This window comes from Pedobacter sp. B4419 (genome assembly GCF_059693725.1).
The window spans coordinates 179,584-205,983 of sequence record NZ_JCASSL010000001.1; the positions used below are offsets into that span (position 1 = coordinate 179,584).

28 protein-coding genes are annotated in these 26,400 nt (G+C 41.8%); 23 read left to right on the forward strand and 5 right to left on the reverse strand.

From position 1 onward, the window contains the following. Positions 1-31 precede the first annotated feature (31 nt). Positions 32-220, reverse strand: coding sequence for a hypothetical protein (locus AC570H_RS00630; protein ID WP_497350641.1), 189 nt, complete (start codon positions 218-220; stop codon positions 32-34). A 444-nt stretch (positions 221-664) separates the two neighbouring features. Between AC570H_RS00630 and AC570H_RS00635 the strand changes: the two genes are divergently transcribed. After that, the gene (locus AC570H_RS00635; protein WP_497350643.1) at positions 665-1,060 is read left to right on the forward strand and encodes a hypothetical protein; all 396 of its coding nucleotides are present in this window, start codon (positions 665-667) and stop codon (positions 1,058-1,060) included. 276 nt (positions 1,061-1,336) lie between these two features. Here the strand turns inward: AC570H_RS00635 and AC570H_RS00640 are convergent, their stop codons facing one another. Further along, on the reverse strand, positions 1,337-2,206 hold the full coding sequence (locus AC570H_RS00640; RefSeq protein ID WP_497350645.1) for a hypothetical protein: 870 nt from the start codon (positions 2,204-2,206) through the stop codon (positions 1,337-1,339). A gap of 281 nt (positions 2,207-2,487) precedes the next feature. On the opposite strand from AC570H_RS00640, the gene AC570H_RS00645 reads away from it, so the two are divergent. Further along, a complete protein-coding gene (locus AC570H_RS00645) occupies positions 2,488-2,700 on the forward strand; it encodes a hypothetical protein (RefSeq protein WP_497350647.1) in 213 nt (70 codons plus the stop codon). Positions 2,701-2,705: 5 nt separating this feature from the next. Then, positions 2,706-3,239, forward strand: coding sequence for a helix-turn-helix domain-containing protein (locus AC570H_RS00650; protein ID WP_497350649.1), 534 nt, complete (start codon positions 2,706-2,708; stop codon positions 3,237-3,239). A gap of 164 nt (positions 3,240-3,403) precedes the next feature. Here the strand turns inward: AC570H_RS00650 and AC570H_RS00655 are convergent, their stop codons facing one another. Continuing rightward, positions 3,404-3,772 (reverse strand): FEKKY domain-containing protein, encoded by a 369-nt coding sequence (locus tag AC570H_RS00655; protein ID WP_497350651.1) that lies wholly within the window; start codon positions 3,770-3,772, stop codon positions 3,404-3,406. Between the two features lie 126 nt (positions 3,773-3,898). On the opposite strand from AC570H_RS00655, the gene AC570H_RS00660 reads away from it, so the two are divergent. From AC570H_RS00660 to AC570H_RS00680, 5 genes are all read left to right on the forward strand, one after another. Next, the gene (locus tag AC570H_RS00660) at positions 3,899-4,480 is read left to right on the forward strand and encodes a hypothetical protein (RefSeq protein ID WP_497350653.1); all 582 of its coding nucleotides are present in this window, start codon (positions 3,899-3,901) and stop codon (positions 4,478-4,480) included. A gap of 90 nt (positions 4,481-4,570) precedes the next feature. Continuing rightward, entirely contained in the window at positions 4,571-5,410 is an 840-nt protein-coding gene (locus tag AC570H_RS00665; RefSeq protein ID WP_497350655.1) for a helix-turn-helix domain-containing protein, read from the forward strand. Positions 5,411-5,475: 65 nt separating this feature from the next. Next, on the forward strand, positions 5,476-6,126 hold the full coding sequence (locus AC570H_RS00670) for an HD domain-containing protein (protein ID WP_497350657.1): 651 nt from the start codon (positions 5,476-5,478) through the stop codon (positions 6,124-6,126). Between the two features lie 85 nt (positions 6,127-6,211). Continuing rightward, entirely contained in the window at positions 6,212-6,790 is a 579-nt protein-coding gene (locus AC570H_RS00675) for a Crp/Fnr family transcriptional regulator (protein WP_497350659.1), read from the forward strand. A gap of 74 nt (positions 6,791-6,864) precedes the next feature. Beyond that, positions 6,865-7,752 carry an SDR family oxidoreductase gene (locus AC570H_RS00680; RefSeq protein ID WP_497350661.1) on the forward strand — a complete coding sequence of 296 codons (888 nt, stop codon included), beginning with the start codon at positions 6,865-6,867 and terminating at the stop codon, positions 7,750-7,752. A gap of 451 nt (positions 7,753-8,203) precedes the next feature. Here the strand turns inward: AC570H_RS00680 and AC570H_RS00685 are convergent, their stop codons facing one another. Next, positions 8,204-8,782: a hypothetical protein gene (locus AC570H_RS00685; RefSeq protein WP_497350663.1), complete on the reverse strand. Its 579-nt coding sequence runs from the start codon at positions 8,780-8,782 to the stop codon at positions 8,204-8,206. Positions 8,783-8,856: 74 nt separating this feature from the next. Between AC570H_RS00685 and AC570H_RS00690 the strand changes: the two genes are divergently transcribed. The 14 genes from AC570H_RS00690 (at position 8,857) to AC570H_RS00755 (ending at position 22,685) form a co-directional block, all read left to right on the forward strand. Then, entirely contained in the window at positions 8,857-10,971 is a 2,115-nt protein-coding gene (locus tag AC570H_RS00690) for a glycoside hydrolase family 97 protein (RefSeq protein ID WP_497350665.1), read from the forward strand. 105 nt (positions 10,972-11,076) lie between these two features. Continuing rightward, the gene (locus AC570H_RS00695) at positions 11,077-11,982 is read left to right on the forward strand and encodes a hypothetical protein (protein ID WP_497350667.1); all 906 of its coding nucleotides are present in this window, start codon (positions 11,077-11,079) and stop codon (positions 11,980-11,982) included. 394 nt (positions 11,983-12,376) lie between these two features. Next, a complete protein-coding gene (locus AC570H_RS00700) occupies positions 12,377-13,360 on the forward strand; it encodes an SH3 domain-containing protein (RefSeq protein WP_497350669.1) in 984 nt (327 codons plus the stop codon). 138 nt (positions 13,361-13,498) lie between these two features. After that, positions 13,499-14,050 (forward strand): hypothetical protein, encoded by a 552-nt coding sequence (locus AC570H_RS00705; RefSeq protein WP_497350671.1) that lies wholly within the window; start codon positions 13,499-13,501, stop codon positions 14,048-14,050. 277 nt (positions 14,051-14,327) lie between these two features. Continuing rightward, positions 14,328-14,825 (forward strand): cupin domain-containing protein, encoded by a 498-nt coding sequence (locus AC570H_RS00710; protein WP_497350673.1) that lies wholly within the window; start codon positions 14,328-14,330, stop codon positions 14,823-14,825. A 27-nt stretch (positions 14,826-14,852) separates the two neighbouring features. After that, positions 14,853-15,611, forward strand: coding sequence for a DUF3667 domain-containing protein (locus AC570H_RS00715; protein WP_497350675.1), 759 nt, complete (start codon positions 14,853-14,855; stop codon positions 15,609-15,611). A gap of 45 nt (positions 15,612-15,656) precedes the next feature. Beyond that, positions 15,657-16,385, forward strand: a complete 729-nt coding sequence (locus AC570H_RS00720; protein ID WP_497350677.1) for an acyl-CoA desaturase — start codon at positions 15,657-15,659, stop codon at positions 16,383-16,385. A 10-nt stretch (positions 16,386-16,395) separates the two neighbouring features. After that, positions 16,396-16,731 carry a DUF1475 family protein gene (locus AC570H_RS00725; protein WP_497350679.1) on the forward strand — a complete coding sequence of 112 codons (336 nt, stop codon included), beginning with the start codon at positions 16,396-16,398 and terminating at the stop codon, positions 16,729-16,731. A gap of 75 nt (positions 16,732-16,806) precedes the next feature. Continuing rightward, positions 16,807-17,601, forward strand: a complete 795-nt coding sequence (locus AC570H_RS00730) for a DUF1295 domain-containing protein (protein WP_497350681.1) — start codon at positions 16,807-16,809, stop codon at positions 17,599-17,601. 81 nt (positions 17,602-17,682) lie between these two features. After that, entirely contained in the window at positions 17,683-18,708 is a 1,026-nt protein-coding gene (locus AC570H_RS00735) for an SAM-dependent methyltransferase (RefSeq protein ID WP_497350683.1), read from the forward strand. A gap of 86 nt (positions 18,709-18,794) precedes the next feature. Continuing rightward, positions 18,795-20,039 carry an NAD(P)/FAD-dependent oxidoreductase gene (locus AC570H_RS00740; RefSeq protein ID WP_497350685.1) on the forward strand — a complete coding sequence of 415 codons (1,245 nt, stop codon included), beginning with the start codon at positions 18,795-18,797 and terminating at the stop codon, positions 20,037-20,039. Between the two features lie 131 nt (positions 20,040-20,170). After that, positions 20,171-20,530 (forward strand): four helix bundle protein, encoded by a 360-nt coding sequence (locus AC570H_RS00745; protein WP_497350687.1) that lies wholly within the window; start codon positions 20,171-20,173, stop codon positions 20,528-20,530. Between the two features lie 60 nt (positions 20,531-20,590). Beyond that, positions 20,591-21,442: a DUF1365 domain-containing protein gene (locus AC570H_RS00750; protein WP_497350689.1), complete on the forward strand. Its 852-nt coding sequence runs from the start codon at positions 20,591-20,593 to the stop codon at positions 21,440-21,442. 4 nt (positions 21,443-21,446) lie between these two features. Beyond that, entirely contained in the window at positions 21,447-22,685 is a 1,239-nt protein-coding gene (locus AC570H_RS00755; protein ID WP_497350691.1) for a class I SAM-dependent methyltransferase, read from the forward strand. Positions 22,686-22,748: 63 nt separating this feature from the next. Here the strand turns inward: AC570H_RS00755 and AC570H_RS00760 are convergent, their stop codons facing one another. After that, positions 22,749-24,002 (reverse strand): DEAD/DEAH box helicase, encoded by a 1,254-nt coding sequence (locus AC570H_RS00760; RefSeq protein ID WP_497350693.1) that lies wholly within the window; start codon positions 24,000-24,002, stop codon positions 22,749-22,751. 251 nt (positions 24,003-24,253) lie between these two features. Between AC570H_RS00760 and AC570H_RS00765 the strand changes: the two genes are divergently transcribed. After that, positions 24,254-26,014, forward strand: coding sequence for a helix-turn-helix transcriptional regulator (locus AC570H_RS00765; RefSeq protein ID WP_497350695.1), 1,761 nt, complete (start codon positions 24,254-24,256; stop codon positions 26,012-26,014). Positions 26,015-26,400 lie beyond the last annotated feature (386 nt).

The following is a 26,400-nucleotide window of genomic DNA, read 5'->3' on the forward strand; positions in this document are numbered from 1 at the left end:
CAGGTTATGGTAGCTGATAAACGGTGGTTGGCTAATCATGCCCTAGATAGGCATTCCCTTCAGGGGTCATTGCTGCAGACCATTGTACGGATTCGCGATTGATTTTGATCAGACCCATACTTTCAAGTTCTTCATATTCTTCTTCCATTCCCCCTAGTATTGATGAACTTACCTGTTGATTGATGACTTCGAGTAGCGCTATGATTTCTGATTTTTCCATAACAATTAGAATAAGGATATATTTTGTTAACATAAATATACTCAAAATGTTTGTAGCAATACATACATTGAAATTAGGATAGGAATAATATCAACCCACATAGGTATTTAAGTTTTCAGGGCGTTATGATGATAATTTATCTGATGAATTATTGAAGAAGGTTTTGAGTGCCAAACCAAATAAACTAACAATAGCATCAATGACTAAAAGCCTTGAAACACAACTTGCAGAATTGATTAGGATGAATACCTATGTTAATGTGCTTAAAAAAGACCACATAAGATACTTTCCTTTTTACGTTATGTTTTTATATCAATTGAGTAGTTATGTTATAGTATTTGGAAGGCAAATTAAGGCCGTCGTTTTCTCAAAATAAATACTACTTTTATAACATCATCCCTTATTGTAAATATAGTTATTAAATAAGTTACTATAATTTACTTTATGAAGGTTATATTTCCCCTATGCCTGTTTTTTCTTTTAATTAGCAATTCTCTATTTGCCGGGCCAAAGATAACTCCGGTTCCTGGATCGGCTTGTTATGATCCAATATTTGGCAATGTGTACCAAACTGTGGTTACTGGAACAACATTTGATTACGACATTAATTATTCTGGTCTATACACTGAGTTGGCCTGTTCTAATAAATCTGCGCTAGGTGCGGCCGGATCTTGTACATTAAGAAGTATGGGCATTGATTATCCCAGAGGCTATCTTTTTACAATTACAACTTATATTGCTTGCCCATTAGATACGCATGTTCTGGTGTTGATTATAGTTATGTCCGCATTTGGCTTTTTTATGTTACGTAAAAGCTTACCAATCAAAACTAAGGCTTAAAAAATACTTTGACTTAATGATTGTGGAAGCCAGAAGACAGTTGAAGCAAAGTTTATAATTATATAGATAAACATGAACGCAGAAGGATTTGTAAAACAGGTAATTGAATTAAAACCAAAGAGGGATGAATTAAAAAAACTGAATTATACTGATGGATTGTTGGATCAATGGCTAAGAGAATTTGTTTTAAATTGGATCAAATGACCTCATCTGTCGTAATTCTTTGCCTACGATAACGAACGATAGATGGCTCGTGCTTTCAATAAATCTGAGATATTAGTTTTTATTATTCCCTGACGGTGTTTTTACCTCATCAGTAAGCCGTTTGTAAATCTTGTCATTTTTGGTTTTAAGGCTGATCTTGGATATCCTCACGAAATAATTCTGGTTGAGGTCTGTGCTGTTTTCATTGCGGTTATCCAGGCAGTAAAGTGTTGTTTGGATGGTCTTTTCAGGATTTTCATGTTGCAGGATCACGTATCTGCCGTTGTTAAACTTACTGATCTGCGCAGTGGTTACATCTTTAAAATCCTTGCATGCAGTGAGAAGGTCACGGTACTTTTTATCTTCCAGGTAAACTGATAGTTCAACTTTTCTGAGTTTTTGGGAATTGTCTACATAAAAATCTATAACCTGATTGGGCGGTATCGCCAGTTGCTTAAACTTAAACATCCCTGAGCTTACATGCTTTGGCAGTATTCTATAAATATGGTAAAGTGTACCCGTGGCAACGAACTTTTTTTGCTTTTCATCGAAATATCCATCTTCTTGGGGAAGCTTATAGAATTTTTCAGTTTTTGAAAGCAAAGTATCTGGTTGCTCTGAAAAGCTGATCTTGTCCAGGTCAAAAACGCCGTATTGGTTGCCGATATATTTAGGGTTTGCTTGGGCGTTGCAAGCTGTACACCTATAGAATGATAGTATCAGGAATATGACCCCGTAATTTTTTAAGGGGCTAAATTTTTTGCTGTGCTTCAAAGTCAACTGTTTATCTATATGTCCGTAAATCTTGATTTTGCTGATATGCCCATACTTTAAGACCGATGTCAGTCTGGCTATTACTTTATCAATATCACCTTCATGCCATTCGTTGCAAATGTAACACATGTCTCCATCCAGCGCAAATCTTCTACGTGTGGCAAGCACAATTAACTTGGGCCTTTAAATAGGAGTAATAGCATGTTTTTGCTGTTTTGAATCCTAGCATGGCATAATGTTGCTATAATGCCTGTGTGTCTGTTTCGCCAAATGATATCCATGCTAAATTTGGGCAATAACAAGCATAACTATTGCAAATCGGAGCAATTCTGATAGGAGATAGCTATGTGTCAAGAGAAAGAGGGGCGGGATTTCTAAAGAAATGCTTTCAAAAGAGATGCACTAGAAACAGGGCAAGGAATGGGATTCAACTTGAAAAAAGCGTAACAATGAGAGAAAGAAAATCCAATGAAAAGTATTTGGTGCCACCACTCTATTGGGCAAACCAACAAATGGACAGCATGGCCACAGAAAGGCTACTCAACAAGGTAGATATTACAATCGCTATAGGCTATTACGGATACACAGAGTTGCTTGATATGATCGGGGAAGATCAAATCAGGGCTTATCTCACAGAGTTGAAAGAAAGCACAGGTAGGTAACAGCGATGATCTTATTGATTTGCCTATTCTTGTTTATTGCTGTATACTTCGCTTTTCGTTATCGGGCAGGATTGCTTTTCTTTTTGGGCTTCGAGACGAGGACCAAGGGAGGCTCTGTAGTTCAGGCGTATCAAAAGAATAACCTTTCTGAAGAAATACTAGACAGGTATGAAGAAACATTAGAGAAGCTAATGGCGGTTGATGAACTGTTTCTAGATAGTGACCTGTCGCTCACTTCATTGGCCGCTGTGTTGCATATCTCCAAACACCATTTAACCCAGTTGCTCAACAACAGGATCGGAATGAACTTTTACAAATACTTGGGAAAATTTAGGATTGACTATGCTTGCAAGCTCATCTGCCAATCGGGAATGGACATTAAGCTCGAGGTGCTGGCTAGTAGAAGCGGTTTTAATTCCAAGACATCTTTTAACCGTTATTTCAAGGAATTTCAAGGCTGTACACCTTCAGCATACCGCATCAGGCTACAGGTCTCAACGATCGGATCATATACCGAAATGGTGGCAATAACAAAATAGTGTTATGTTAAATAAATACCATCAAGATATTGGTAAAATACGCAAGTGGCTGTACTGCTTTACGATAGCAATGCTAAATTTAGGTAATTGCCACAATTGGATAAAAGTAGCAAAATTGAACTCTTCCCATTAATTTTATCGCCTATAATTAGAATTGTTTTTTGTCATGGGCTTTTTTTGTTTAGCTTCAAAACACTATCCAGTTTGGTAACTTCCTGCCTAAATTGTGTTTGCCAATCTTTGCCATATTTCTTTTCTAGCTCCAAAAAATATTCGGCATTTCCCGCTTCAAATTTTTCCCTATCGGCCACAGTTGCTTCGCAGCCACCTTCTATTCTTTTATAACGGATCTTCCATTTTTTAATGATGCTGTCTTTTGCATCATAATATCCTTCTGGCGGCAGTTCGCCAATCTGGTAATCCGTCCACAATAAAGCCGAATCGCTCTTTTTTGTTGAGCTAACCTGGTTTTTAGGTGTCTTATCCCGGCAGGCCAAGGTGAATAGCATCAAAATCAATAGAATACCTTTCATAAGCTTAGGCTTTAATCGTTCATCAATATCGGTAAAAACGACCAATTAATGCATTGTAATTTGATTTATACAATGGCCAGCTTGGCATCGGTTTTGCAAAGCCCTAGGCAATCAATCCCGATAATTATGCGATATCCAATTATAATTTTGGCGTTTTGTCTGTTGGCCACGGCATGCAGGCAAGATCATGCAACACAAAAAGAAGCAAACCTGAAAGAAGACAAGAGCGCTATCGCCGATAGCCTGTCTGACAGCAAAACAGTGTCAAAACCTGATACGGCAGAGGTTATTAAAGAAATCAGGGCTGAGTTTGCGAGAATAAACGCGCTAAAATTGACCAAGAAAAGTTTTAACTGGGAAGCCGATGGCTGTGTGGAAGACGGGATAGTGAGCTATTTTTTCAACGAAGGCAAAATCGTAAAAATTGTTGAAAGTGGAGCCATTGGAGACGGTTCATGGGTAACGGAATACTATTATCAAGACGGCAAGTTTATTTTTGGATACGATGTACTCATTGGTGGGCCTGCGATTGGTCCCGAAACAAAAAGAGAGCTGCGAACTTATGTGAGAAACGATAGCGTGATCAGAAGCATGGAAGATCAAGCTATCGTTAAGCCGACAGAAAAAGTACTGACGGCGGCTTCAAAAGAATATCAGATTTTAAACGCCTATCAAACCAAGGATTTTGAAAAGGCTTTGTGCAATTAAAAATCACTGCGATTTGGCACGATGCCTTTCGCTTTTTCTTTTTACAAGTAGGCTACATACCTAGTTGATAGATTGCTTACTTTTACATTTATGTTTCCCATCCTAGAAGCAAACATAGCTGATTCGTTTGCGGTAAATTTATTGGACTCCGATCAGGCAAGGAAAACTTATCGTTTGGCCTACCATCGCATTTTGCTGGTGATTAAAGGGGAAGGCTACATCCAAATAGATGAAGAAGAATTTGCGGTAAGGGATAAGCAATTGTTCTTGCTTTCGAAGGGACAGGTTTATAAAGGCGCCAAAGACCTCCAATTAACGGGTTACGAAATCGCTTTTGGCGATTGTTTTTGGGAGCGCACGCCATCCAGTGCCAATAACTGCAAAGCCGTACTTTTTAACGATGCAAGCCATAACCAATGCCTGCCTTTAAGCGATGCCGATATGTTGGGGCTTTTGCCTCATTTTGTGGCCTTGTACGAAGAAGTTATGGCCGATGCCTATATCAATAAATTGGATGTGCTGGCCGCTTATCTCAAAATCATCATGATTAAAATGGCCAATATCAATTTGGCACTGGCCAAAGGCTATAACAACGAAGACCAACAACTGTATCATCAGTTCGTTAAGCTGTTAAGCCAACGGTTTGATCAATGGCATGAGGTGGCTGATTATGCCAGGCAATTGAATGTTACTGCTCGTAGGCTATCCGATAGTTGCCGTCGAAGCAGCGGCAAGGGTGCCAAAGAAATGATCAATGGTCAGTTGGTGGCCGAAGCCAAGCGCCAGTTGCAATTTTCTTCCTTGGCGGTAAAAGAAATCGCTTATAAGCTCAACTTTGCTACTCCCGAGCAGTTCAGCCAGTTCTTTAAGAAAAACGCCCAAAACTCGCCTTCCGATTATCGGTTTCAAGCCGTAAATTTTAACAGGTGAAACGCCAATTCTGATAAGCCGTTCGAGATTGGAGCACCTAACTTTGTGGCATAAATCAAAATGTTATGTCAGTAAATAGGTTAAAATCAGTAGCAGGAATCAATATTCCCGACAGTACCCTAGCGCAACAAGCCACCGAATTATTGCTGGAGCACGGTACCTCCTTTATCTATAACCATTCGTTGAGGGTTTTTATCTTCTCCTCCCTAAATGGACAACGCAACAAGCTCAAATACGATCCCGAATTGCTTTACATCAGTGCGGTATTTCACGATTTGGGTTTGGTGCCCCATTATAGCAGTGCGGATAAAAGATTTGAAGTAGATGGAGCCAATGCTGCCAGGGAATTCTTAAAAAGCCATGGCTTGCCTAAAGAGTCGATGCAATTGGTATGGGATGCCATTGCCTTGCATACCACGATTGGCGTGGCCGAATACAAAGAACCGGAAGTGGCTTTGTTGTATTCGGGTGTGGGGCTCGATGTAATGGGAGAGGGCTACGAAAATCTAAGCGATGCCAACCGCGAGGCCATTATCGATGCTTTCCCAAGAAATGATTTCAAAAATAAAATCATTCCTACCTTCTTTTCTGGATTTGAACATAAAACGGAAACCACCTTTGGCAATATCAAGGCTGATGTTTGTGCTTATATGATCCCTAATTTCCACCGGAAAAACTTCTGCGATTGCATTTTGCATTCACCTTGGTCTGAATAATACCAAACAAAGAGCCTTTCTGATAATCGGAGGGCTTTTTGCTGGGCTCTTGATTAGCAACTAAGAAGCGCTTAACTTTGGTGCAATGACAGCCGAATTTCAAGCCTTTTTTAGTGAACAGGTTCACCTGAGCCATGAGGAGATGAAACAGGTATACTCCTTGGCTATCCAACGAACAGTGCAACGCAACGAATTGTTGCTGCAACAGGGACAGGTATGCCGGCATAAGGTCTTTGTACTAAAAGGATTGCTTCGAAATTTCGCCATTGGTGCTGATGGAAATGAACATATTCTACAGTTCTCAGCAGCCAACAACTGGACCTTGGATGTGGAGAGCTATGATCGCGAAACGCCTGCCGTTTTTAATATTTCGGCTATCGAAAAAAGCGAGGTATTGCTGTGGGCCAAACCTGATTTTAATCGCCTGTTAAAGGAAATCCCAAAGCTGAAGGTTTTTTCCGAAAAGCTCATTTCCCACAATATGCATAGCAGCAGGCAACGGATCCTCACTGCTTTGAGCGCTACGCCCGAAGAAAAATACGAAGATTTTGTACGCAGTTCGCCCGATTTGCTATCGCGTGTGCCTTTGCGTATGATCGCCGCTTACCTGGGCATTTCCCTAAAAACACTTACCCGCATCCGCCACGCACGATTACATCGCTAAGCTAAAATAGGGTCAAATGACCTCTTTTTTGGGCAATGGATTGACGCAACTTTGTAGCTCAAAATTCATTCATTATGCGAGTATTTGTTACAGGAGCTTCCGGATTTGTGGGCGCTGCCATTGTTAAAGAACTTTTACAGACCGGACATCAGGTGCTTGGCCTGGCCCGTACCGACAGCGCTGCCGAACAATTGGTTAGCGTGGGCGCCGAAGTACATCGGGGCAACCTCGATGACTTGAAAAGTCTAAAAAAAGGCGTGGAGAACTGTGATGCGGTTATCCACACTGCATTTAACCACGATTTTACCCAGTTTAAAGCAAGCTGCGAGGCCGATAGGCAAATCATCCAAACATTGGGCGAAGGGCTTGCGGGCTCAAATCGGCCATTGGTAATTACCTCGGGCATAGGCGTGCTCAGTACCAGTCAATTACTTGCCGAAGACGACCAGGCAATAGAGTCGGCACTAATGCCACGTGCGGCTACCGAAGAAGCTGCGCAGGCGCTTGTTCAACAAGGGGTAAATGCCTATATCGTAAGGCTCCCGCCAACGGTACATGGGCAAGGCGACCATGGCTTTGTTCCGATGATCATCGACATGGCAAAAGAAAAAGGCGAATCAGCCTACATTGGTGAAGGGCAAAATAACTGGCCGGCAGTGCATCGCTTTGATGCAGCTGTTTTATATCGCCTCGTTGTAGAAAAACAGCCTAAGCAACGGGTGTATCATGCGGTAGCCGAAGAGGGAATCCCTTTTAGACAAATTGCTGCGGCTATTGGACAAGGCTTAAACCTACCCACGGTAAGCAAAGAAGCTGCGGATGCGGAAGCGCATTTTGGCTGGCTTACTTTTTTTGCAGCTAAAAATTGTATGGCTTCAAGCAAACAAAGTCGCCAAACATTGGGCTGGGAACCAAAACAGGTAAGCCTGCTTGAAGATTTGGCTTCTGGCGTTTATTTCTAACACCTTGATTTTAGCCACCGCTTAACAGATTGAATCTTATTTAATCACAAAGGCACAAAATACACCAAGCTATGTGCCTATGTGGTAAATACTTAGTGGGGTTTAAGCACAAAGGCCACAAGACGTCATGCCGTCACTCTTTGGAGGAGGCAGGGGGAGGAATAAGCGAATTATTCACTCTTGAAATGGATACCGGATCGGGGTCGGATATGACGATTTTTAAAAGAAGGTGGTCAAAAACCAATCTGTTAAGCTGTGGCTACATTACCACATAAGAGACATAAGGTATGTAAGTTGTTGGACGCCATGCCGTCCCCCTTTGGAGGGGGCAGGGGGAGGAAATAAAACTAAGGCATATGAGTTGTTGGACGTTATGCCGTCCCTCTTTGGAGGAGGTAGGGGGAGGAATAAAACAACCTTCTCCTCACTTCTTAAGGTTTTCCTCATTTAATTACCCGACTTTTGCCAGATAGGTTTCGCCAAAAGGTGAAATTTCATAGCCCACCAAGTGGCTGATGGTAAGTCCCAGGTTTTTCAGTTTCCTGATATGTAGTTTCAGCCATTCCTTTTCAAATCCAGTTAGCGCTTCGAGGTCTCGGGCCCTTAAATGGGGATGGTCTTTAATTGCCAATAGAATTTTCATGGTCCAATCGCCATGCTTGCTATAGCGGTCCAAGCGGTTTAATTTTTCTTTCAACAGCAAAAAATCTTGCTCGCTTAATGCTTCTTGTGTTCTGAGCGCTAGCCTTGGATCTTCAGAATGATACCTGACTGCTATTTTGTAAATGTTGCCTTTGTTAGTTTGAAAGAATGATTTTAAGAGCTGCTGCAAATTTTTATAACCCGCTTTTTCTAAATCGCTAAGGGTAATGTCCTGTTCTTCGATGATAGAAATGGCTGTAACCTCTACTATGCCAATTGAGGTTTTGATGAGACTTCCTTGTTTTACGGTAGCGTTTCCCCATTTTCTAAAAGCGAGACTGATTATTCCAGACCTGATTCCCTGTAACTGCACTTCTTTAAATAGCATGGCGCAAATTCCTTTGTAACAAGATTTATATTTATTGAATTAATAGGCTAATTTTATTGCTTCAATTCTAATATATGAAGAAACTACAACTCTTAATTGTTTTGGTGTTCGTTTTTGCACTTGCGGTAAATGCACAGCAATTAAAATCGCCGAATGGCAATATCACCCTCAACTTTGCCTTGGCAGCAAATGGTACACCAACTTATAGCTTGAAATACAAGCAAAAAGAAGTAGTCAAAACCAGTAAGCTGGGCTTGGAACTAAAGGACGATAAAAAATCCTTGTTGGATGATTTTACCATCACGGATTCCAAAACCACCACTTTCGACGAAACCTGGAAACCAGTTTGGGGCGAAGTGAATGCCATTCGCAACCATTACAACGAATTGGCGATAACTTTGGCCCAAAAAGAAACCAACCGACAAATCCTCATTCGCTTTCGCTTGTTTGACGAAGGTTTAGGTTTTAGGTACGAATTTCCTTCGCAAAAGGACCTCACTTATTTTGTGATCAAAGAAGAAAGAACAGAGTTTGCCATGGCTGGCGACCACACGGCTTTTTGGATTCCGGGCGATTACGATACCCAAGAATACGACTATAATACCACAAAGCTGAGCGAAATCAGGGCGCTTGGCGAAAAAGCCAGGACAGCCAATGTGTCGCAACAGGGATTTTCACCAACAGGTGTACAAACTTCCTTGATGATGAAAAGCAATGATGGCCTTTACCTTAACATACACGAGGCAGCTTTGATCAATTATCCCTGCATGCACCTCAACTTCGACGATAAGAATATGGTTTTCCAATCGTGGCTGACTCCTGATGCCAAAGGTGACAAAGGCTATATCCAGGTTCCGTTTAATACGCCATGGCGTACCGTTATGGTAAGCGATGATGCCCGCGATATCGTGGCTTCGAAAATGATTTACAACCTGAACGAGCCTTCAAAAATCAAGGATGTTTCGTGGATCAAGCCCATAAAATACGTAGGCGTTTGGTGGGAGATGATTACCGGAAAAAGCACTTGGTCTTATACCGATGAATATCCGACCATTCAATTGGGGGTAACCGATTACAGCAAGGCCAAGCCTAACGGCAAGCATGGGGCAACAACGGCCAATGTGAAAAAATACATCGACTTTGCCGCTAAGAATGGTTTTGATGCGGTTTTGGTGGAAGGCTGGAACGTAGGTTGGGAAGATTGGTTTGGCCACTCGAAAGACTATGTTTTCGATTTTGTTACGCCTTATCCCGATTTTAATGTACAGGAATTGAGAACCTATGCCAAAGCCAAGGGCATTAAGCTGATTATGCACCACGAAACTTCCTCGTCGGTAAGAAACTACGAACGCCATATTGATACGGCCTACAAATTTATGAAGGCCAATGGCTATGATGCGGTTAAAAGCGGTTATGTGGGCAATATCCTACCGAGGGGCGAAAACCATTATAGCCAATGGATCATCAACCATTACCAATATGCGATAGAAAAAGCAGTTGAATATAAAATCATGGTCAACGCCCACGAAGCTGTAAGACCAACCGGTATTGCCCGTACCTATCCGAATCTGATAGGCAACGAATCAGCCAGGGGGACAGAATATCAGGCTTTTGGGGGCTCTAAGCCAAACCATGTAACCATTCTTCCTTTTACCAGGTTGTTGGGTGGCCCGATGGATTATACACCTGGAATTTTCGAGATGGATATCAGCAAATTCAGTCCAGGCAATAATTCCCACGTAAACAGTACCTTGGCCAATCAGCTGGCCTTGTATTTAACCTTGTACAGTCCTTTGCAAATGGCAGCCGATATGCCTGAGCACTACGACCGTTTTCCTGATGCTTTCCAATTTATTAAAGACGTAGCAGTTGACTGGGACGACAGCAAATACCTGGAAGCCGAACCGGGCCAATACCTTACCGTAGCACGTAAGGCCAAGGGCACTGGCAAATGGTTTTTGGGTAGCGTGAACGGCGATAACACGCGTACTTCTAACATCTCATTGGATTTCTTGGAAAAAGGCAAAAAATACATGGCTACCATTTATGCCGATACCAAGGAAACCAATTACAAAACCAATCCGCAGGCCTACAACATCCGCAAGGTAGCAGTAAGCAGCAAAACCAAACTGGCGCAGTTTTGTGCAGCAGCGGGTGGCTATGCAATTAGTTTTGAAGAGACAAAGTAAAATATAAGATAGATGTAGGGAGATCAGCCCATAAATTTCTAATTTGTAAAGCCTTCGGATAAATTTTCCGGAGGTTTTATTTTTAACACAAAAGAAATCCAATCCATGAAGAAACTAAGATCCTGCCTGCTGGCATTACTGGCTTTTGGCAGTCAGCTTGCTTTTGCGCAAAGTACAAAACCAACCGTGATCCCTTTTAAGTTAACCGAATACAACAACATGTCGGTAAAGGCGGTCGTTAACCAAAAAGATACGGTCAATTTAATGTTTCATATGGCTGTTGATGGACTCATGCTTACCGAAGAGGCCACCAAACGCATGTCTAGTTTAGAATTTAACAGAACAGATAGCGTAAGCAGCTGGGGTGGACAAAGCTCGTCGAGGTTTAGCAAAAGCAACACCCTGCAAATAGAAGGGCTTAGCTGGGCGAATCTGCCGATATGGGAAGATAAAAATTCTGGCCAACATACCGATGGCAAGTTCGGCACTAATCTTTTCGACAAAAAAGTAATAGAAATTGATTTCGATAAAAATGTGATCATCGTGAGCAATAGCTTACCAAGCAAAGCAAAAAAATATGAACAGCTCCAATTAACGTATAGCAATGGCAATATGTTTATCGAGGGGAATTGCCAAATTGGCGAAAGCACTTACAAGAACAAATTCTTGATCCATTCAGGCTATTCGGGTGGCATTTTGCTAGACGATAAATTCGCCAGCGAAAACAAATTGGGCGAGTTGCTAAAGGTAATCGGAGAGAAATCGCTTAAAGATTCATACGGCAATAGCATCAAAACCAAAAAAGCCGTGCTGCCTGCATTTATTTTAGGGAAAGAAAAACTGAAGGATGTGCCCGTAGGCTTTTTTGAAGGATCGATTGGTCGCCAAAAAATGAGTATCATAGGCGGTGATGTATTGAAACGTTTCAATATCATTATCGATGCGGAGCGTAATTTTGTGTACCTCAAGGCGAATGGCTTAAATAAGATGGCTTATAGCGAATTTGGCTAGACTTCCCCAATATATACAGGTGTTTTTTGAAAGGGAGAGCGGGAGCTTTAATGGCAAACCTGGTCCTGCTGTCCGCTTTACTGCGTGCGCGCTTCCATCAGGTTTATTAACAATAGTCCCTACAGCTATGTTCCTTATACAGGCGTGCGTAAAATAGCCCGAATTGAAGCGGCATCCTTTTTTGGCTTTAGGGCAAAAAAGATACAGCGGAAAGTTGGATTGGCTTTAATCTGCCACATGGCAGTGCGCTCCAAAACAAATCCATGACTCTACAAAAGCAGTGGCTGGCTTTCTACAGGCTTATGTTTTAGAGACGTTCAATTTTTTATCTTGCATGTATCTGTCGTAATTTAACCCGATATTTAATATTATTCTCGCTAAACAACTACGAGGTATGACAACAAAATTCGGCTTTACAAAAATGAGCATATCCGAGTTCGAAACTTGGATTGCCTCTCTTAAGGTGGCCAGGACCATCCTGTATGTTCAAGAACACCATGCCTGGAATCCAAGCTATGCTTCCTTTAATGGCAGCAATCATTTTGAGCTGCAGCAGGGCATGAAGACCTATCACGTAAGCAACAATGGCTGGATGGATATTGGCCAGCACTTTACCAGCTTTCCAGACGGGAGCATAGTGACTGGACGGAGTTTGGAAAATTCGCCTGCCTGTATCTTTGGCAACAACAACTTTGCCATTTGTATAGAGAACCTGGGCAATTTTGACAAAGGCAAGGATACAATGACACAGGCGCATCAAGATACGATTATAAGGATGACAGCAGCTTTGTGCAGGCGTTTTAGCGTGCCGGTTAATAGTGACAAAGTAGTTTATCACCACTGGTTCGACTTGATAAGTGGTGTTCGCAATAATGGCACAAAGAACAATAAGACCTGTCCGGGAACAAATTTCTTTGGCGGAAATAAAGTGGCCGATTGCGAGAATAACTTGTTGCCGCTGGTTGAAAATGCCTTGAGTGGTACTCCACCACTTGCAGTGCCAAAATTGCTGAAATACGTAATCGTTACAGCCGACACCCTAAACATTAGAATGGGTAGCAATGCCAAAAGCAAAATGGTGCCGGGTAGACAGCCTGCAACATTAGGCGCTATACTAAGGGTTTATGAAGCAAAAGATGGCTGGTATAAAATATCGAATTTGGAAAGCCATTGGGTAAATGGCAGCTATACTGCGGATGTAATAAGAGCCACAGTGAATGCCACTACGCTAAATGTAAGAAGCGGACCAGGCACAAGCTATCCTAAGGTGGGCAGCTTGGCAAATGGGCAGGAGGTTTTTATCAGTACAACGCAAAATGGCTGGTGCAAGATCAGTACCGACCATAAATGGGTAAAGAAAAGCTATTTGAAATTTTAGTGTGATATGGCCTTGTCATAGGCAATTCGCTGTACACAATATTGTTTACATAAAATTAATAGACACAGCTATTTTTAGTATGGCTTAAATTGAATAATTTCATAGGGTTAGACCATTAACCGGAAAATTAAAACCATTATGAAAAAAGTCATCCTCACCCTGTGTTGCTTAGGGTTTTTATTGGTAGCCCAAGCACAAAAAGTATTGCCCGAAATCAAGGCAGGCACCACTTTAAGCGCAACAGCTTATGTACAGAGCCAAGAAGTGCCGGTTCTTTTTACCATCAAACGCGTTGAAGCGCCAGTTACTTTTGCCTGGTATGTAGATGGCTATGGCGAAGGCGAGTTCGAAATCAACCAAAAAGCATTGGATAACGGCAAAACAATTTATACGCAGCAGCCCCCGCAAGGAACTACAAAACTGGGCGATGACGAAACGTACGGACTGATCTCAAAAGAAGCCTATAAATCATTGGTAGCCAACAAATCCTTTACTTATAATACCCTTAAGTTCAAAGTAAAGGAAACGGGAGCAAAGCCGATGAAATTTGGCGATAAAGAAGTTGATGCTACCCATGTGGCGAGCGAAGATGGCAAAGTAGAACTTTGGATTTTAAACAACCCCAACTTCCCGCTCATCTTGCAAACAGCAGGACTAGGCTTAGATATCTTGATCCACGAAATCAAGTAGTAAGGTATTAACCGCGAAGAAAAGAAGGATTACGCAAGTTTTTTGCTGAGGAGTTCATTGGTCATTAGTTGCTTAAATTCTTAGCACCCCATCTTGATACTTGATACGCCTTACCTAAAAATGCAATTAACTGCAAGTTGAAAATCGTCTGCTGAGAACTAAAACGTTTTTGTTGAAAAAATGTAAAGCCCGAAAGGGCTTTTTTCTTATTTTTACAACTTATTGAAATACTGTTGTCAAGGTGTTTCAAACCTGATAAAAACAAAAAATAACATTGATGGAAAACCAAAAGAAAGAAATATTCGATACCGTTGCACAACGTTTGCAGATAGAAGGCTTTAATGTGGTAAATCGCGATGAAACACGTCCTTGGGGTGGTTTCTTTGTGATAGACGAAGACCAAGCCCAACAGTTTGCCGATACTTATTTTGATGGACTGGATGTAAACAGTCTTAAGATTGGAGGCAAATTAAGTCCGAAAATTTTAATCGTAGCTCCAAATACCCGCCTTTCTTGGCAATACCACCACCGCAGAGCCGAAATTTGGCAAGTAGTAAGCGGAACGGTTGGCATTAAAACCAGCGCAACCGACGAAGAAGGCGAAGTGAAACAATACCATCCAAAAGACCAGATCAAACTGCAGCAAGGCGAACGCCACCGTTTAATCGGCTTGGAAGACTGGGGCGTAGTAGCCGAAATTTGGCAACATACCGATGCCCAAAATCCATCAGATGAAAGCGATATCGTTCGTGTACAAGACGATTTCGGCAGATAGGCACAGTTTGTACTAATTTAAGCTCTTATGCAAGAAACCAATAGTTGTAAAAATTGCCAGAATGATATAGCTGGCAATTTTTGCAGCAACTGTGGCCAAGCCACAAATACGCATCGATTAAATTCTCACTTTGTAGTGCACGACATCCAGCATGGCTTGTTGCATTTTGATAGGGGGGTGCTCTTTACCATTAAAGAGCTGTTTACCCGTCCTGGACATTCTATACGCGAATATATCGAGGGCAAAAGGGTAATGCATTTTAAACCCATTTCTTTTGTGGTCTTATTGGCTACTTTGTACGGGCTTTTAACACTCTATTTTCATACCGATGTTACAGGTGGCTTTAAGTTTAGCGATGACCCCAAAGGCATAGAATTATTTAAGAAAATTAATGATTGGGCTTCACATCATTATGTGGCTTTTTCACTTATTTCCTTGCCTTTTGCCGCACTTGGATCTTATCTCGCATTTAGGAAACAACGCTATAACTTTATCGAACATTTTGTGCTTGCCACTTTTTTATTAGGGCAGATGCTCGTGATACAGCTGTTGTGTTTTCCACTTGGTTATTTATTAGCGGGTAGTCCTTCCCTTGTAATTTTGAGCAGTTTTTTGGGACTGATAGCACTAGTTTTAGGCATATGGGTAAATATGCAGTTCTTCAATAAGCTTTCGGGCATAACAGTTCTTCTTTTGTCCTTGCTCAGCTACCTGATTACCATGATTCTTACGTCGATTATGGGATTTGCAATAGGGTTTTTACTGATGCTTTTTGGTGCTGTTTAGCACATGCTTAAAACCAAATTCAATTAACAACCGTTTATAATATACATGATCATTTTAATATTCTTTTTAGTCCACTGGTTCCTGTCGTTGTTTAGCCAAACCTTTTTTCTGCACCGCTACTCATCGCACAAGATGTTTAAGATGGAGCCATTTTGGGAAAAATTCTTTTACCTTATTTTATTGATCTCGCAGGGATCTTCTTTTTTAAATCCTAGGGCCTATGCCATATTGCACCGCATGCACCATGCCTACAGCGATACCGAGAAAGATCCGCATTCGCCACATTTTTTCAAGGATGTGTTTGGCATGATGATCGCCACAAAGAACATGTACCTCAATTACCTGCACCACAAGATAGAGCCAGAGCCGGCTTTTAGGGGCAATTATCCGGAGTGGCCATTAGTAGACCGAATTGGTGATTCTTGGTTCTGGCGCATTGGTTGTGGCTTATTCTATATCGGGTTTTATGTGGTTTATGCCACACAATGGTGGATGTTCCTGTTATTGCCCATCCACTTTTTGATGGGGCCATTGCACGGTGCCATTGTAAACTGGTGCGGCCATAAATACGGCTATTCGAACCACAATAACGATGACCACAGCAAAAACTCCTTGCCTTGGGATTTCTTGTTGATGGGCGAGCTTTTTCAGAATAACCACCATAAAAAACCAAATAGTCCGAATTTTGCCACCCGATGGTTCGAATTCGACCCAACTTATCCGGTGATGAAGGTTTTGCATTGGATGCGGATCATCAGGATCAGAAAAATCTAAATACTGTACTATGAAAACGATCACCACATTAAAAGTTCTTTTTTCACTTGTTTTGGTGTGGATGATCTATATAGTGGTGAGTACCAGCCTGGCAAGTTCCCTGTTTGAGCAATGGGATTTCTTGGGAGCCATCCCTTGGATGCGGGCAACGCTTTGGGATTTTTATGCCAATATTTTGATCATTACTTTATGGATGTACTACAAAGAAAAATCTGTCGCATTTAAAATCCTGTGGACAATTTTATTCGTATGTTTAGGTAGCTTGGGCACATGCGCTTATGTTTTAATCAAATTGTTTAAACTAAAGCCAGGCCAAGGTGTTAAAGAATTGCTTGTAGAAAGGTAGAAGGTGAGAGGGTAGAAGGTGTAAGGGCGTAGCTATCTTAATACTTGCTACTCGATACTTGCTGCTTGATACTCAATGAACTACAAAAACCTTCTATTTATTGCGCTCATTTGCCTGTTGGCCTGTTGTACTATTATGGCTTTGGTTTGGCTTTGGGCCAGGCGCATCAAGAATGCCGGAGTGGTCGATGTTTTTTGGGCGCTCAATTTTCCGGTAATTACCCTTATTATTTACTTTTTATCTGATGGCTTCGAAACACGCAAGCTATTGATCGGCGGTATGTTTTTGTTGGCCGAATTAAGATTAGGCATTCACCTTTGGCAAAGGGTAATTGGCCATTTGGGCGAAGAAGAGGGACGCTATCAGCAGTTGCGAAAAGAATGGGGCGAACAGGCCGACCGCAACTTCTTTTTCTTTTTCCAGTTTCAGGCCATTTCGAATGTATTGCTGGCTATTCCTTTTTTGTTGGTGATGGCCAATCCAGATCCTCAGTTGCATTTATTGGAATATATTGGCCTGGCCATTTGGCTGGTGGCCTTTATTGGCGAAATGGTGGCAGACAAGCAATTGGCCAACTTTAAAAAAGATCCCAGCAACAAAGGCAAAGTATGCGATACAGGCCTTTGGAACTACAGCAGGCATCCCAACTATTTTTTCGAGTGGCTAAGCTGGATGGCCTATTTTGTATTTGCATTGGCTTCGCCTTGGGGAATATTGGCTGTGCTTAGTCCGGCAATTATTTTGTACCTCTTGCTTAAAGTTACGGGAGTGCCCAATAACGAAGAACAAAACCTGCGAAGCAAACCTGTAGCTTATAAAAAATACCAGGAAACAACCAGCGCTTTTTTCCCTTGGAAAAAAAGCAGGTAAAATGGAAGAGGTGATAGGGTAGATGTACTCCAACCATTTTCCATCTTACCTCTTCCGTTTTATATTTAAATTATCCATCATATGTGGTACGATAAACTCTTAGAAAACGATAAACTCCCCGATCCGGTATTGCGGGCTGGTATTAGAAAACTCCTCAAGCAACGCCTTAAAGACGAAAGCATAGGCGACGAGGAATTGCAGCAACGGAAGGTAATGGCCCTTGTAAACGAATTAAAGGCCTCTCCAATTGCCGTCAATACTTCAGATGCCAACGAACAGCACTATGAATTGCCTACCGCCTTTTTTAAATATTGCTTGGGCAAAAACCTCAAGTACAGCAGTGGCTATTGGAACAAAGGCGTACACGATATTGATACTTCTGAAGATGATATGCTGGCCTTGACCTGCGAAAGGGCCGAGCTTCAAAATGGCCAAAACGTATTGGAATTGGGTTGTGGCTGGGGCTCTTTGTCTTTGTATATGGCAGCCAAATTTCCAGAAAGCACATTTACGGTGGTTTCTAATTCGGCAACACAAAAGATTTTTATAGACGATGCAGCCAAGCAAAGAGGTATACAAAACCTAACCGTACTTACAGCCGATATGAATACGTTTAGCATCGCCGATACCTTTGACCGCGTAGTTTCGGTAGAGATGTTCGAACACATGCGCAATTACAAACTGTTGCTGGCTAAAGTAGCTTCTTTTTTAAAGCCAGAGGGAAAGCTTTTTGTGCACATTTTTACACACCGAACCCTGGCCTACAAGTACGAAATAATTGACGAAACTGATTGGATGAGCAAGTACTTTTTTACCGGAGGAATAATGCCCTCAAATCATCTGCTGTTCTATTTTAATGATGATTTGCAGGTAAAGCAACATTGGGTGGTGAATGGCAGCCACTATGGCCAAACCTCAGAAGCCTGGCTCAGCAATATGGACAAGCACAAAAAAGAAATCATGCCTATTTTGGTAGAAACCTACGGCGCTGCAAATGCAGTAAAGTGGTGGGTATACTGGCGTCTTTTTTACATGGCCTGTGCCGAATTGTTCAATTACAACCAAGGCAACGAATGGATGGTTTGCCATTATTTGTTTGAAAAATAAAAATATCGTCATCCCGGACCTCGATTTGGGAGCTATCTCGAGATAAGATGCTGGATCAGGGCCAGCATGACGAAAGCATGTTAGATATGAAAAAACTTGCCATCATAGGAACGGGAATCGCTGGAATGGGCTGTGCGCATTTCCTCCATAACAAATACGACCTTACCGTTTTCGAGGCGCTCAATTATGTGGGCGGGCATACCAATACCATTACTGTTGAAGAAGAAGGCAAACCTGTTTACATCGATACCGGATTTATGGTGTTTAATTACCAAACCTATCCGCATTTGTGCGAGCTGTTCGACGAGATTAAGGCGCCTGTTAAAAAAACAGACATGTCTTTTAGCGTGCAGTACCTGCCCAATGGTTTGGAGTATAGCGGTTCGAGCATGAAGCACCTTTTTGCACAGAAAAGAAACCTGTTTAAGCCTTCTTTTTTAAAGATGCTGATGCAGATCAATCGGTTTAACCAGGAGAGTGTACAGATTTTGGATGATCCCAAATACCTGGATTATTCGCTGGGACGCTATATCAAAGAGTTTGGCTATGGCGAAGACATGCTATGGAAATACCTTATCCCAATGAGTTCGGCCGTGTGGTCTACCCCAATGGAGCAGATTTTGGATTTTCCGGCGGTGTCTCTGGTGCGCTTCTTCAAAAACCACGGCTTTTTGGGTCTTGATACCCAGCATCAATGGTATACCTTGCACCAGGGCAGCCAAGCTTACCGCGAAAAACTGATCGCTCCTTTCAGGAACCAAATCAGGATCAATACCAAGATTGCCTCTGTGCAACGACTGGATAATGGCAAAGTAATGGTGGTGACTGCCAGTGGCGAGGAAATGGAATTCGACAAGGTGATTATGGCCAGCCATGCCAACCAAACCTTTGCCATGCTGAAACACCAAACCGAAGATGAGGAACGCTTGTTATCTAAGTTTAAGTACCAGCCAAATTTGGCAGTGCTCCATACCGACAAGGGCCAGATGCCAAAGAAAAAACTGGCTTGGAGCAGCTGGAATTATAGGGTAGAAAAGCAGGGCGAGAGCTTGGTGCCCAGTACCATTTATTGGATGAACAAATTGCAAGGCGTATCTGATCAGGTAGATTATTTTGTGTCAATCAACCCGAGCTCGAGTTTAGACAAGAGCAAAGTGATCCAGGAAATAGCTTACGAACATCCCTTGTTTGATGTACCGGCCATGCAGGCGCAAGAGGAATTATATAAACTAAACGAAAAAGGACCTGTTTATTTCTGTGGCAGCTATTTTAAGTACGGCTTCCATGAAGATGCGTATAAAAGTGCGGTGGATTTGTGTAGAAGGATGTAAAGGGTAAAATATAGGAGGGAATAGGGAATAGGGAAGATGTAAGATGTAAGAGGGAAGGTATGAGGTTGAAAGTGAGGTAGGTTAAAAGGGTGATTTTTGGTAGATTTAATCTATACCTAAAACATCATACTATGAATGCAAAAACCGAACAACTCCTTGACAGAACATTCTGTTTTGGGGTTAATGTATTGAAATTTTTGAACAGACTGCCTTACAGCTTTGTTTATAAAGTTCCCGTTTTACAACTGAGCAGATCTTCTACTTCTATTGGGGCAAATTATGAAGAGGCACAGGGAGCGTCGAGCAAAAGAGACTTTAACTATAGAATTGGGATTTCTTATCGAGAGGCACGTGAAAGTGTTCACTGGTTGAGAGTACTAAGAGAATTGTATGATGATGAAAAATTTGAAACAGAGTTTAAAAAATACAAAGAAGAGGCCATGGAGCTTAAAAAAATATTTGCCTCCATTAAGCTCTCTTCTGGCAAATAGAGTAAACTTATCCATTGTAACACACATCTTCCATATGCCCTCTTCCATTTTACATTAATAATGAATTCGTCGATATATACCGCTCGCGTAATGCACCACAGGTTGGCGCCTAAAAAGCACAGCTTTTGGTATCGGGTCTATATGTTCTATATCGATTTGGATGAACTTGAGCTGTTGTCTAAAAAACTGCGTTGGTTCGGCTACAACCGTTTCAATCTTTTTAATTTTAGGGATAAAGACCATATCCAGCTCGAAAAGAAGGCAACGGGTGAAGGCGCTCTATCCGCCGATTTTCCAGCTTCCATCGCGCATCTTCCGCATCGGGCGTCAACCAAGCAACAGCTTAGCCAATACCTCTTGCAAAATGGTATAGAAATAGGCGCTGGCAAGGTAATGCTGTTGACTAATCTTTGTGTTTTAGGTTACAATTTTAATCCGGTTTCTTTTTATTTCTGTTTCAACGAACAAGGCCATCCGCTTTGCGCAGTTGCCGAGATCAGCAATACGTATCACGAAATGAAAATGTTCTTCTTTGGCCAAGAGGAGCTGAAGGATGGCCTTTTTAAGCTAAGAACCGAAAAGCTTTTTTATGTTTCTCCATTCATTGATTTGGACGATTTTTTCGACTTTAATCTTGCTATTCCCGATAAAGAACTCGATATTAAGATAGATGATTATGATAAGAACGGACAAAGGTTTTTCATCAGTACTTTAAAAGGAAAGCAAAAACCGCTGACCAATGCGGCCATGCTGCGCTATTTTTTTTCGATGCCGCTTATTCCGTTGCGGATAATGTGGATGATCCATTGGCAGGCATTTTTGCTTTGGATAAAAAAGATAAAATACCATAGTAAAGCTGCAAACCAAGAATTGCAAAAAGACGTATATAAGCCCTATAAACCTAATCCATAAACGAATGTCATCAATTTCGATAGCGAAACATCAAGCTGGTTTTTATGAAAATGCCGTGCTCCAGGCATTGGGCAAAATGCAGGCAGGCTTTTTACAAATCGACTTGCCCAACGGCGAAAATCTTGAAATTGGCCAGCAACATTCAGCCATCAGGGCTAAAATCGTAGTAAAAGACAAGCTCTTCTTTAAAAATGTGGTGCTGTATGGAGATATTGGTTTTGGCGAAGCCTATGTAGATGGTTTATGGGAAACCGATAATGTAACCAATGTAATTAAATGGGTGATCCTGAACATAGAAAATGCACCGTCGGTATCAGGAAGCAGGGTGAAAAACATCGGACTGAACCTGCTTAAATGGTTCAACAGGTGGACGCATAACAACAGGTCGAACAGCATTACGGGTTCGCAGAAGAACATTGCCGAGCATTACGACCTGAACAACGATTTTTTTGCCACCTTTCTCGATCCATCGATGACTTATTCTGCCGCCTATTTTAAAAGCCCGGATTTGTCTTTGGCACAGGCGCAGGAAGAAAAATACCGTCGCCTTTGCGAACAATTGCAACTGAATGCCAATGATCATGTCCTCGAAATTGGGAGCGGTTGGGGCGCGAATGCCATCTTTATGGCCAAAAATTATGGCTGTAAAGTAACTTCGGTTACGATATCAAAAGAACAGCAAAAATTAGCGCAACAACGAGTGGCCGATGCAGGTCTGACGGATCAGGTAGAAATCGTGATCAAGGATTATCGCAACATTGAGGGACAGTTTGATAAGATTGTTTCGGTAGAAATGCTCGAAGCCGTAGGCCATAATTATTATGAAACTTATTTTGCCAAATGCAACGAAGTGCTGAAAAAGAACGGAATCTTGGCCTTTCAGGTCATTACAAGTCCAGATAGCCGTTATGAGAGTCTACGCAACGGCGTAGATTGGATTCAAAAACACATTTTTCCAGGTTCATTGTTGCCATCGGTCGCCCAATTGAATAAGGCCATCAATCAAACCAGTGAACTGACTTTGGTTGATCTCAAAGATTTGGGTTTAGATTATGCACGCACCCTAAAATTATGGTTCGATGCCTTCAACCATAGCATAGCCGAAGTAAAGGCTTTGGGTTTCGACGATCGTTTTATCCGCAAATGGAACTATTACCTCAACTATTGCGAAGCGGCTTTCGAAATGCGCAACATCAATGTCATGCAAATGGTTTACACCAGACCAAACAATATCAGCAGGTAGTTTTAAATCGAAGCCTAGAGCCGGAAGCCCAATGACTATGGACTTCTGACTCTAGACTACAGACTAGTTTCTCCTAGGTCCGCGTTTGAAGAATTTTTTCTTATTCGGTTTGGCAACACCACTGCCTTTTGAATCTTTCTGTGGCTGGCGCACCACCTCTTTTTTGGCCATCATGCCTTGCCAACTTAAAGGGAAAGGATGCTCTTCAACTATCGGGATTACCCGTTTAATCAATTTATGAATGTCGATCAGGTATTCGTTTTCCTCGCCATCAACAAAAGAAATGGCCGTGCCGCTGGCTCCAGCTCTACCTGTACGGCCAATGCGGTGTACATAGGTTTCTGGAATGTTTGGCAAATCGTAATTGAAAACATACTGAAGGTCGTCGATGTCGATTCCCCTTGCTGCAATATCCGTTGCCACCAAAACCCTCAATTCTCTATCCTTAAAGCTGTTTAAAGCTCTTTGACGGGCATTTTGTGACTTGTCGCCGTGAATAGCAGCAGCTTTAACGCCTAATTTAACCAGATCTTTGGCAATACGGTCGGCACCATGTTTGGTTCTTGTAAATACCAAAGTATGGTCTATTTTCAACTCGTCGAGCAAATGGCTTAACAGCTTCTTTTTGTCGGGCTTGTCAACAAAGTAAACGAATTGGTTAATGGTTTCTGCCGTAGATGAAACCGGGGTAACTTCTACCGTAACCGGATCTTTTAAAATGGTATTGGCCAATTTTTGGATTTCGGTAGGCATTGTTGCCGAGAAAAACAAAGTCTGCCTTTTCTCTGGAAGTTTGGCTACCACTCTTTTCACATCGTGGATAAAGCCCATGTCGAGCATGCGGTCGGCCTCGTCGAGTACAAAGATTTCGATTTCTTTTAGGCTGATGTAGCCTTGGTTCATCAAATCCAATAACCTGCCTGGCGTGGCTACTAGGATGTCGACACCTCTTTTAAGTGCATCAACTTGTGGCTGCTGTCCTACACCGCCGAAGATAACCAGGTTTTTAAGGTTCACGTTTTTGCCATAGGCATTAAAGCTTTCCTGAATTTGAATGGCCAGCTCGCGGGTTGGCGTCAATACCAAAGCCTTAATGGCTCTTTTGTTGGTATTGAGGTGGCGCATGTGCAAAATCTGCAGCATCGGAATGGCAAAGGCTGCGGTTTTACCCGTGCCTGTTTGTGCACAGCCCAATAAATCCTTAATTTTTAATATGCTTGGGATGGCTTGTTCTTGTATAGGGGTTGGTTGTGTATAACCCTCGGTTTCAAGCGCCTTTAAAAGGGGCGCAATGAGTTTTAATTCTGAAAATAACAAAGTAAATATGTTTAATGTAAATCGAAGAAGCTAGAACAATCATTGTGGGAAAGACTAACTTGCGAGTTGCTTTAAATGATTAAAGAAATTCTGCTTCGTGCACAAAGATACAAAAAATAGTTGAGCCTTAACTTATGTACTAAATAGGAGCTAAGGTGTCGATATGAGACGTTTTGCCAATTAATGTCCAAAAATCTAGGTTGAATTATCATTTTCGTGTATTTTAGCAAAATTTCATCCCCTTTGCATTGATGCTTAAACGCACTTTCCTAACGCTTCTTTGTGCTTTGTGCTGTTCGGTTGTCGCAGCGCAACAATTACCTATTGAGCCATTGATCAAGGCTTGGCGGGTTTCGGATACCGGCCAGACACATGTTGCCGAAGAAACCTATGAGCAGATGAAGCGCCTAAAAAACCCTATAGCCCATGGGGGAACCATCAAGGCACTTTATGCCTATCTGGCCGAAAATCCTGACGACAGGCTAAAGGTTCGCATCGATATGTATGCTGTACTCACCAAAAAACACCATCAATTTAAGATCATTCCGCAAGATTCAGCCCAGCTATTTGAAGACATCAAACTCACCCACAAGTTGAAAGACGATCAGCTCAAAGCCGAGTTGTATACGCTTTTTGCAGATGTTTGTCCAAGCAATTACGTGCTGTACAACCTTAAAGCGCTTGAGCTGGAAAAGAAAATAGGGCTGGAGCACTTCATGTATATTCATAACCGATATTTCAATGCCAGTTATGGGCTTTACATGAACAACGAGTATCAACAAAGCCTCAATTATGGTTTGCAATGTCTTTCTTATAAAAATGTGGCTCAAAAAAGCTGGGATCCACGCGTGTATTTATTCCAGCTCGATATCATTGGGGCATCTTTTCTCAAACTGAATAAATACGACAGTGCCCGGTATTATTACCAGAAGATCATCGACACGTTAATCGATAAGCCTGATATAGATGCAAATGTCCAAAAACTGTGGTTGGGCATAGCCAAGGGAAATATTGGCCATGTCTTGATTTTGCAGGGACACGAAGCAGAAGGATTGGCTTTGGTCAACCTGCAGTTGCAGTACAGTACCGAAGTTAAATCGTATAACAACATGGCTATAGCCCAAAATATTTTGGCAGGGATGGCGTATCGATATGGGCGATTTGCCGAGGCGCTCGAAAAGTGGAAACAGGCGCATGCTTGGGCCATGAAGAGCCAATATTATGTAATTGAGCAGAAGATTTTGTCTCTACAGGGCATAGCCAGTAGCTACCGGAAGCTGAACCAAGTAGACAGTGCCTACAAATACGACCATCTTTATTTTAACCTGACCAACCAGCGGGTTTTAGATGTGAATTCGAAAAAACTCTCTGCCTTAAAGGTAAAGATGCAGTACGACGATATGCAGAGCGATTTAGAGCGGATTAACGATCGATTGGAACAGGAAAAGCTTGTCCGCAACCTCATTCTGATAGGTATTGCATTATTAACCGTAATTAGTTTGCTATTGTATAACCGGCAAAGGCTCAAAGCTGGGCATCAAGCCGAAATACTGCATCAGAAAAGAAAACAGGCCGAAAAAGAGGTAGAAGAAGCAAAGGAGCAAATCAAATCGTTTACGCGCAACATTTACGAAAAGGAAAAACTGATCAAGAACCTGAAACAGACTATCAAGGCAACTCATGGATCAGCCGATACGGAAGGCTCGGCTATTAGCGAAAGTCTGTTCGACTATGTTTTGCTAACGGATAGCGAATGGACCAGGTTTAAAGAAGCCTTTAACAAAGCCTATCCCATATTCTTTCTCCGATTAAAGGAATTGATCCCAAGAATAAATCCGGCCGAAGAACGTTTGGCCAGTTTGATTTGCCTGCAATTGAATAACCAACAAATTGCAAATATGCTAGGTATTAGTGCCGATAGTGTTTCGCGAAGCAAGCGACGTTTGAAAAACCGAATCGACCTGCCTGATGATACGATCTTGGAAGAGTACATTCGTACATTGAACGATTAGTTCATTTTGTAATTGATCGTCCATCGGTTCGTCATCCCGAGTGGAATACTAGATCGAGGTCAACATGCCCTATTCTTTTAAAGTCGCCAACTGAGACTTTGAACTTTCAACCTTGAACTTTCAACTTTGAACTTTCAACCTTGAACTCTAAACTTTGAACTTTCAACTCCAAACTCAGCGCCCCAAACTCTAAACTCCCATATTTGTCCGCTTTTTGTCCGCCCTGATTCCTTGTTATGGCGAATATGGCTTTCTAATTTCGATACATGCGAAAGCCATCAAAAGACAGCTTAATATCAATCATTATTATTGTTATTGCACTTTGCCTTATGGTGTTGGTCTGGTTCTATTTTTCTAATAGATTAAATCACGTCTAAATTATCTCC

Bases quoted from the DNA above. Each gene is read 5' to 3' on its own strand.
- AC570H_RS00630 (WP_497350641.1), bottom strand. From the start codon at position 220: ATGGAAAAATCAGAAATCATAGCGCTACTCGAAGTCATCAATCAACAG.
- AC570H_RS00635 (WP_497350643.1), top strand. From the start codon at position 665: ATGAAGGTTATATTTCCCCTATGCCTGTTTTTTCTTTTAATTAGCAAT.
- AC570H_RS00645 (WP_497350647.1), top strand. From the start codon at position 2,488: ATGAGAGAAAGAAAATCCAATGAAAAGTATTTGGTGCCACCACTCTAT.
- AC570H_RS00650 (WP_497350649.1), top strand. From the start codon at position 2,706: ATGATCTTATTGATTTGCCTATTCTTGTTTATTGCTGTATACTTCGCT.
- AC570H_RS00655 (WP_497350651.1), bottom strand. From the start codon at position 3,772: ATGAAAGGTATTCTATTGATTTTGATGCTATTCACCTTGGCCTGCCGG.
- AC570H_RS00660 (WP_497350653.1), top strand. From the start codon at position 3,899: ATGCGATATCCAATTATAATTTTGGCGTTTTGTCTGTTGGCCACGGCA.
- AC570H_RS00665 (WP_497350655.1), top strand. From the start codon at position 4,571: ATGTTTCCCATCCTAGAAGCAAACATAGCTGATTCGTTTGCGGTAAAT.
- AC570H_RS00670 (WP_497350657.1), top strand. From the start codon at position 5,476: ATGTCAGTAAATAGGTTAAAATCAGTAGCAGGAATCAATATTCCCGAC.
- AC570H_RS00675 (WP_497350659.1), top strand. From the start codon at position 6,212: ATGACAGCCGAATTTCAAGCCTTTTTTAGTGAACAGGTTCACCTGAGC.
- AC570H_RS00680 (WP_497350661.1), top strand. From the start codon at position 6,865: ATGCGAGTATTTGTTACAGGAGCTTCCGGATTTGTGGGCGCTGCCATT.
- AC570H_RS00685 (WP_497350663.1), bottom strand. From the start codon at position 8,782: ATGCTATTTAAAGAAGTGCAGTTACAGGGAATCAGGTCTGGAATAATC.
- AC570H_RS00690 (WP_497350665.1), top strand. From the start codon at position 8,857: ATGAAGAAACTACAACTCTTAATTGTTTTGGTGTTCGTTTTTGCACTT.
- AC570H_RS00695 (WP_497350667.1), top strand. From the start codon at position 11,077: ATGAAGAAACTAAGATCCTGCCTGCTGGCATTACTGGCTTTTGGCAGT.
- AC570H_RS00700 (WP_497350669.1), top strand. From the start codon at position 12,377: ATGACAACAAAATTCGGCTTTACAAAAATGAGCATATCCGAGTTCGAA.
- AC570H_RS00705 (WP_497350671.1), top strand. From the start codon at position 13,499: ATGAAAAAAGTCATCCTCACCCTGTGTTGCTTAGGGTTTTTATTGGTA.
- AC570H_RS00710 (WP_497350673.1), top strand. From the start codon at position 14,328: ATGGAAAACCAAAAGAAAGAAATATTCGATACCGTTGCACAACGTTTG.
- AC570H_RS00715 (WP_497350675.1), top strand. From the start codon at position 14,853: ATGCAAGAAACCAATAGTTGTAAAAATTGCCAGAATGATATAGCTGGC.
- AC570H_RS00720 (WP_497350677.1), top strand. From the start codon at position 15,657: ATGATCATTTTAATATTCTTTTTAGTCCACTGGTTCCTGTCGTTGTTT.
- AC570H_RS00725 (WP_497350679.1), top strand. From the start codon at position 16,396: ATGAAAACGATCACCACATTAAAAGTTCTTTTTTCACTTGTTTTGGTG.
- AC570H_RS00730 (WP_497350681.1), top strand. From the start codon at position 16,807: ATGAACTACAAAAACCTTCTATTTATTGCGCTCATTTGCCTGTTGGCC.
- AC570H_RS00735 (WP_497350683.1), top strand. From the start codon at position 17,683: ATGTGGTACGATAAACTCTTAGAAAACGATAAACTCCCCGATCCGGTA.
- AC570H_RS00740 (WP_497350685.1), top strand. From the start codon at position 18,795: ATGAAAAAACTTGCCATCATAGGAACGGGAATCGCTGGAATGGGCTGT.
- AC570H_RS00745 (WP_497350687.1), top strand. From the start codon at position 20,171: ATGAATGCAAAAACCGAACAACTCCTTGACAGAACATTCTGTTTTGGG.
- AC570H_RS00750 (WP_497350689.1), top strand. From the start codon at position 20,591: ATGAATTCGTCGATATATACCGCTCGCGTAATGCACCACAGGTTGGCG.
- AC570H_RS00755 (WP_497350691.1), top strand. From the start codon at position 21,447: ATGTCATCAATTTCGATAGCGAAACATCAAGCTGGTTTTTATGAAAAT.
- AC570H_RS00765 (WP_497350695.1), top strand. From the start codon at position 24,254: ATGCTTAAACGCACTTTCCTAACGCTTCTTTGTGCTTTGTGCTGTTCG.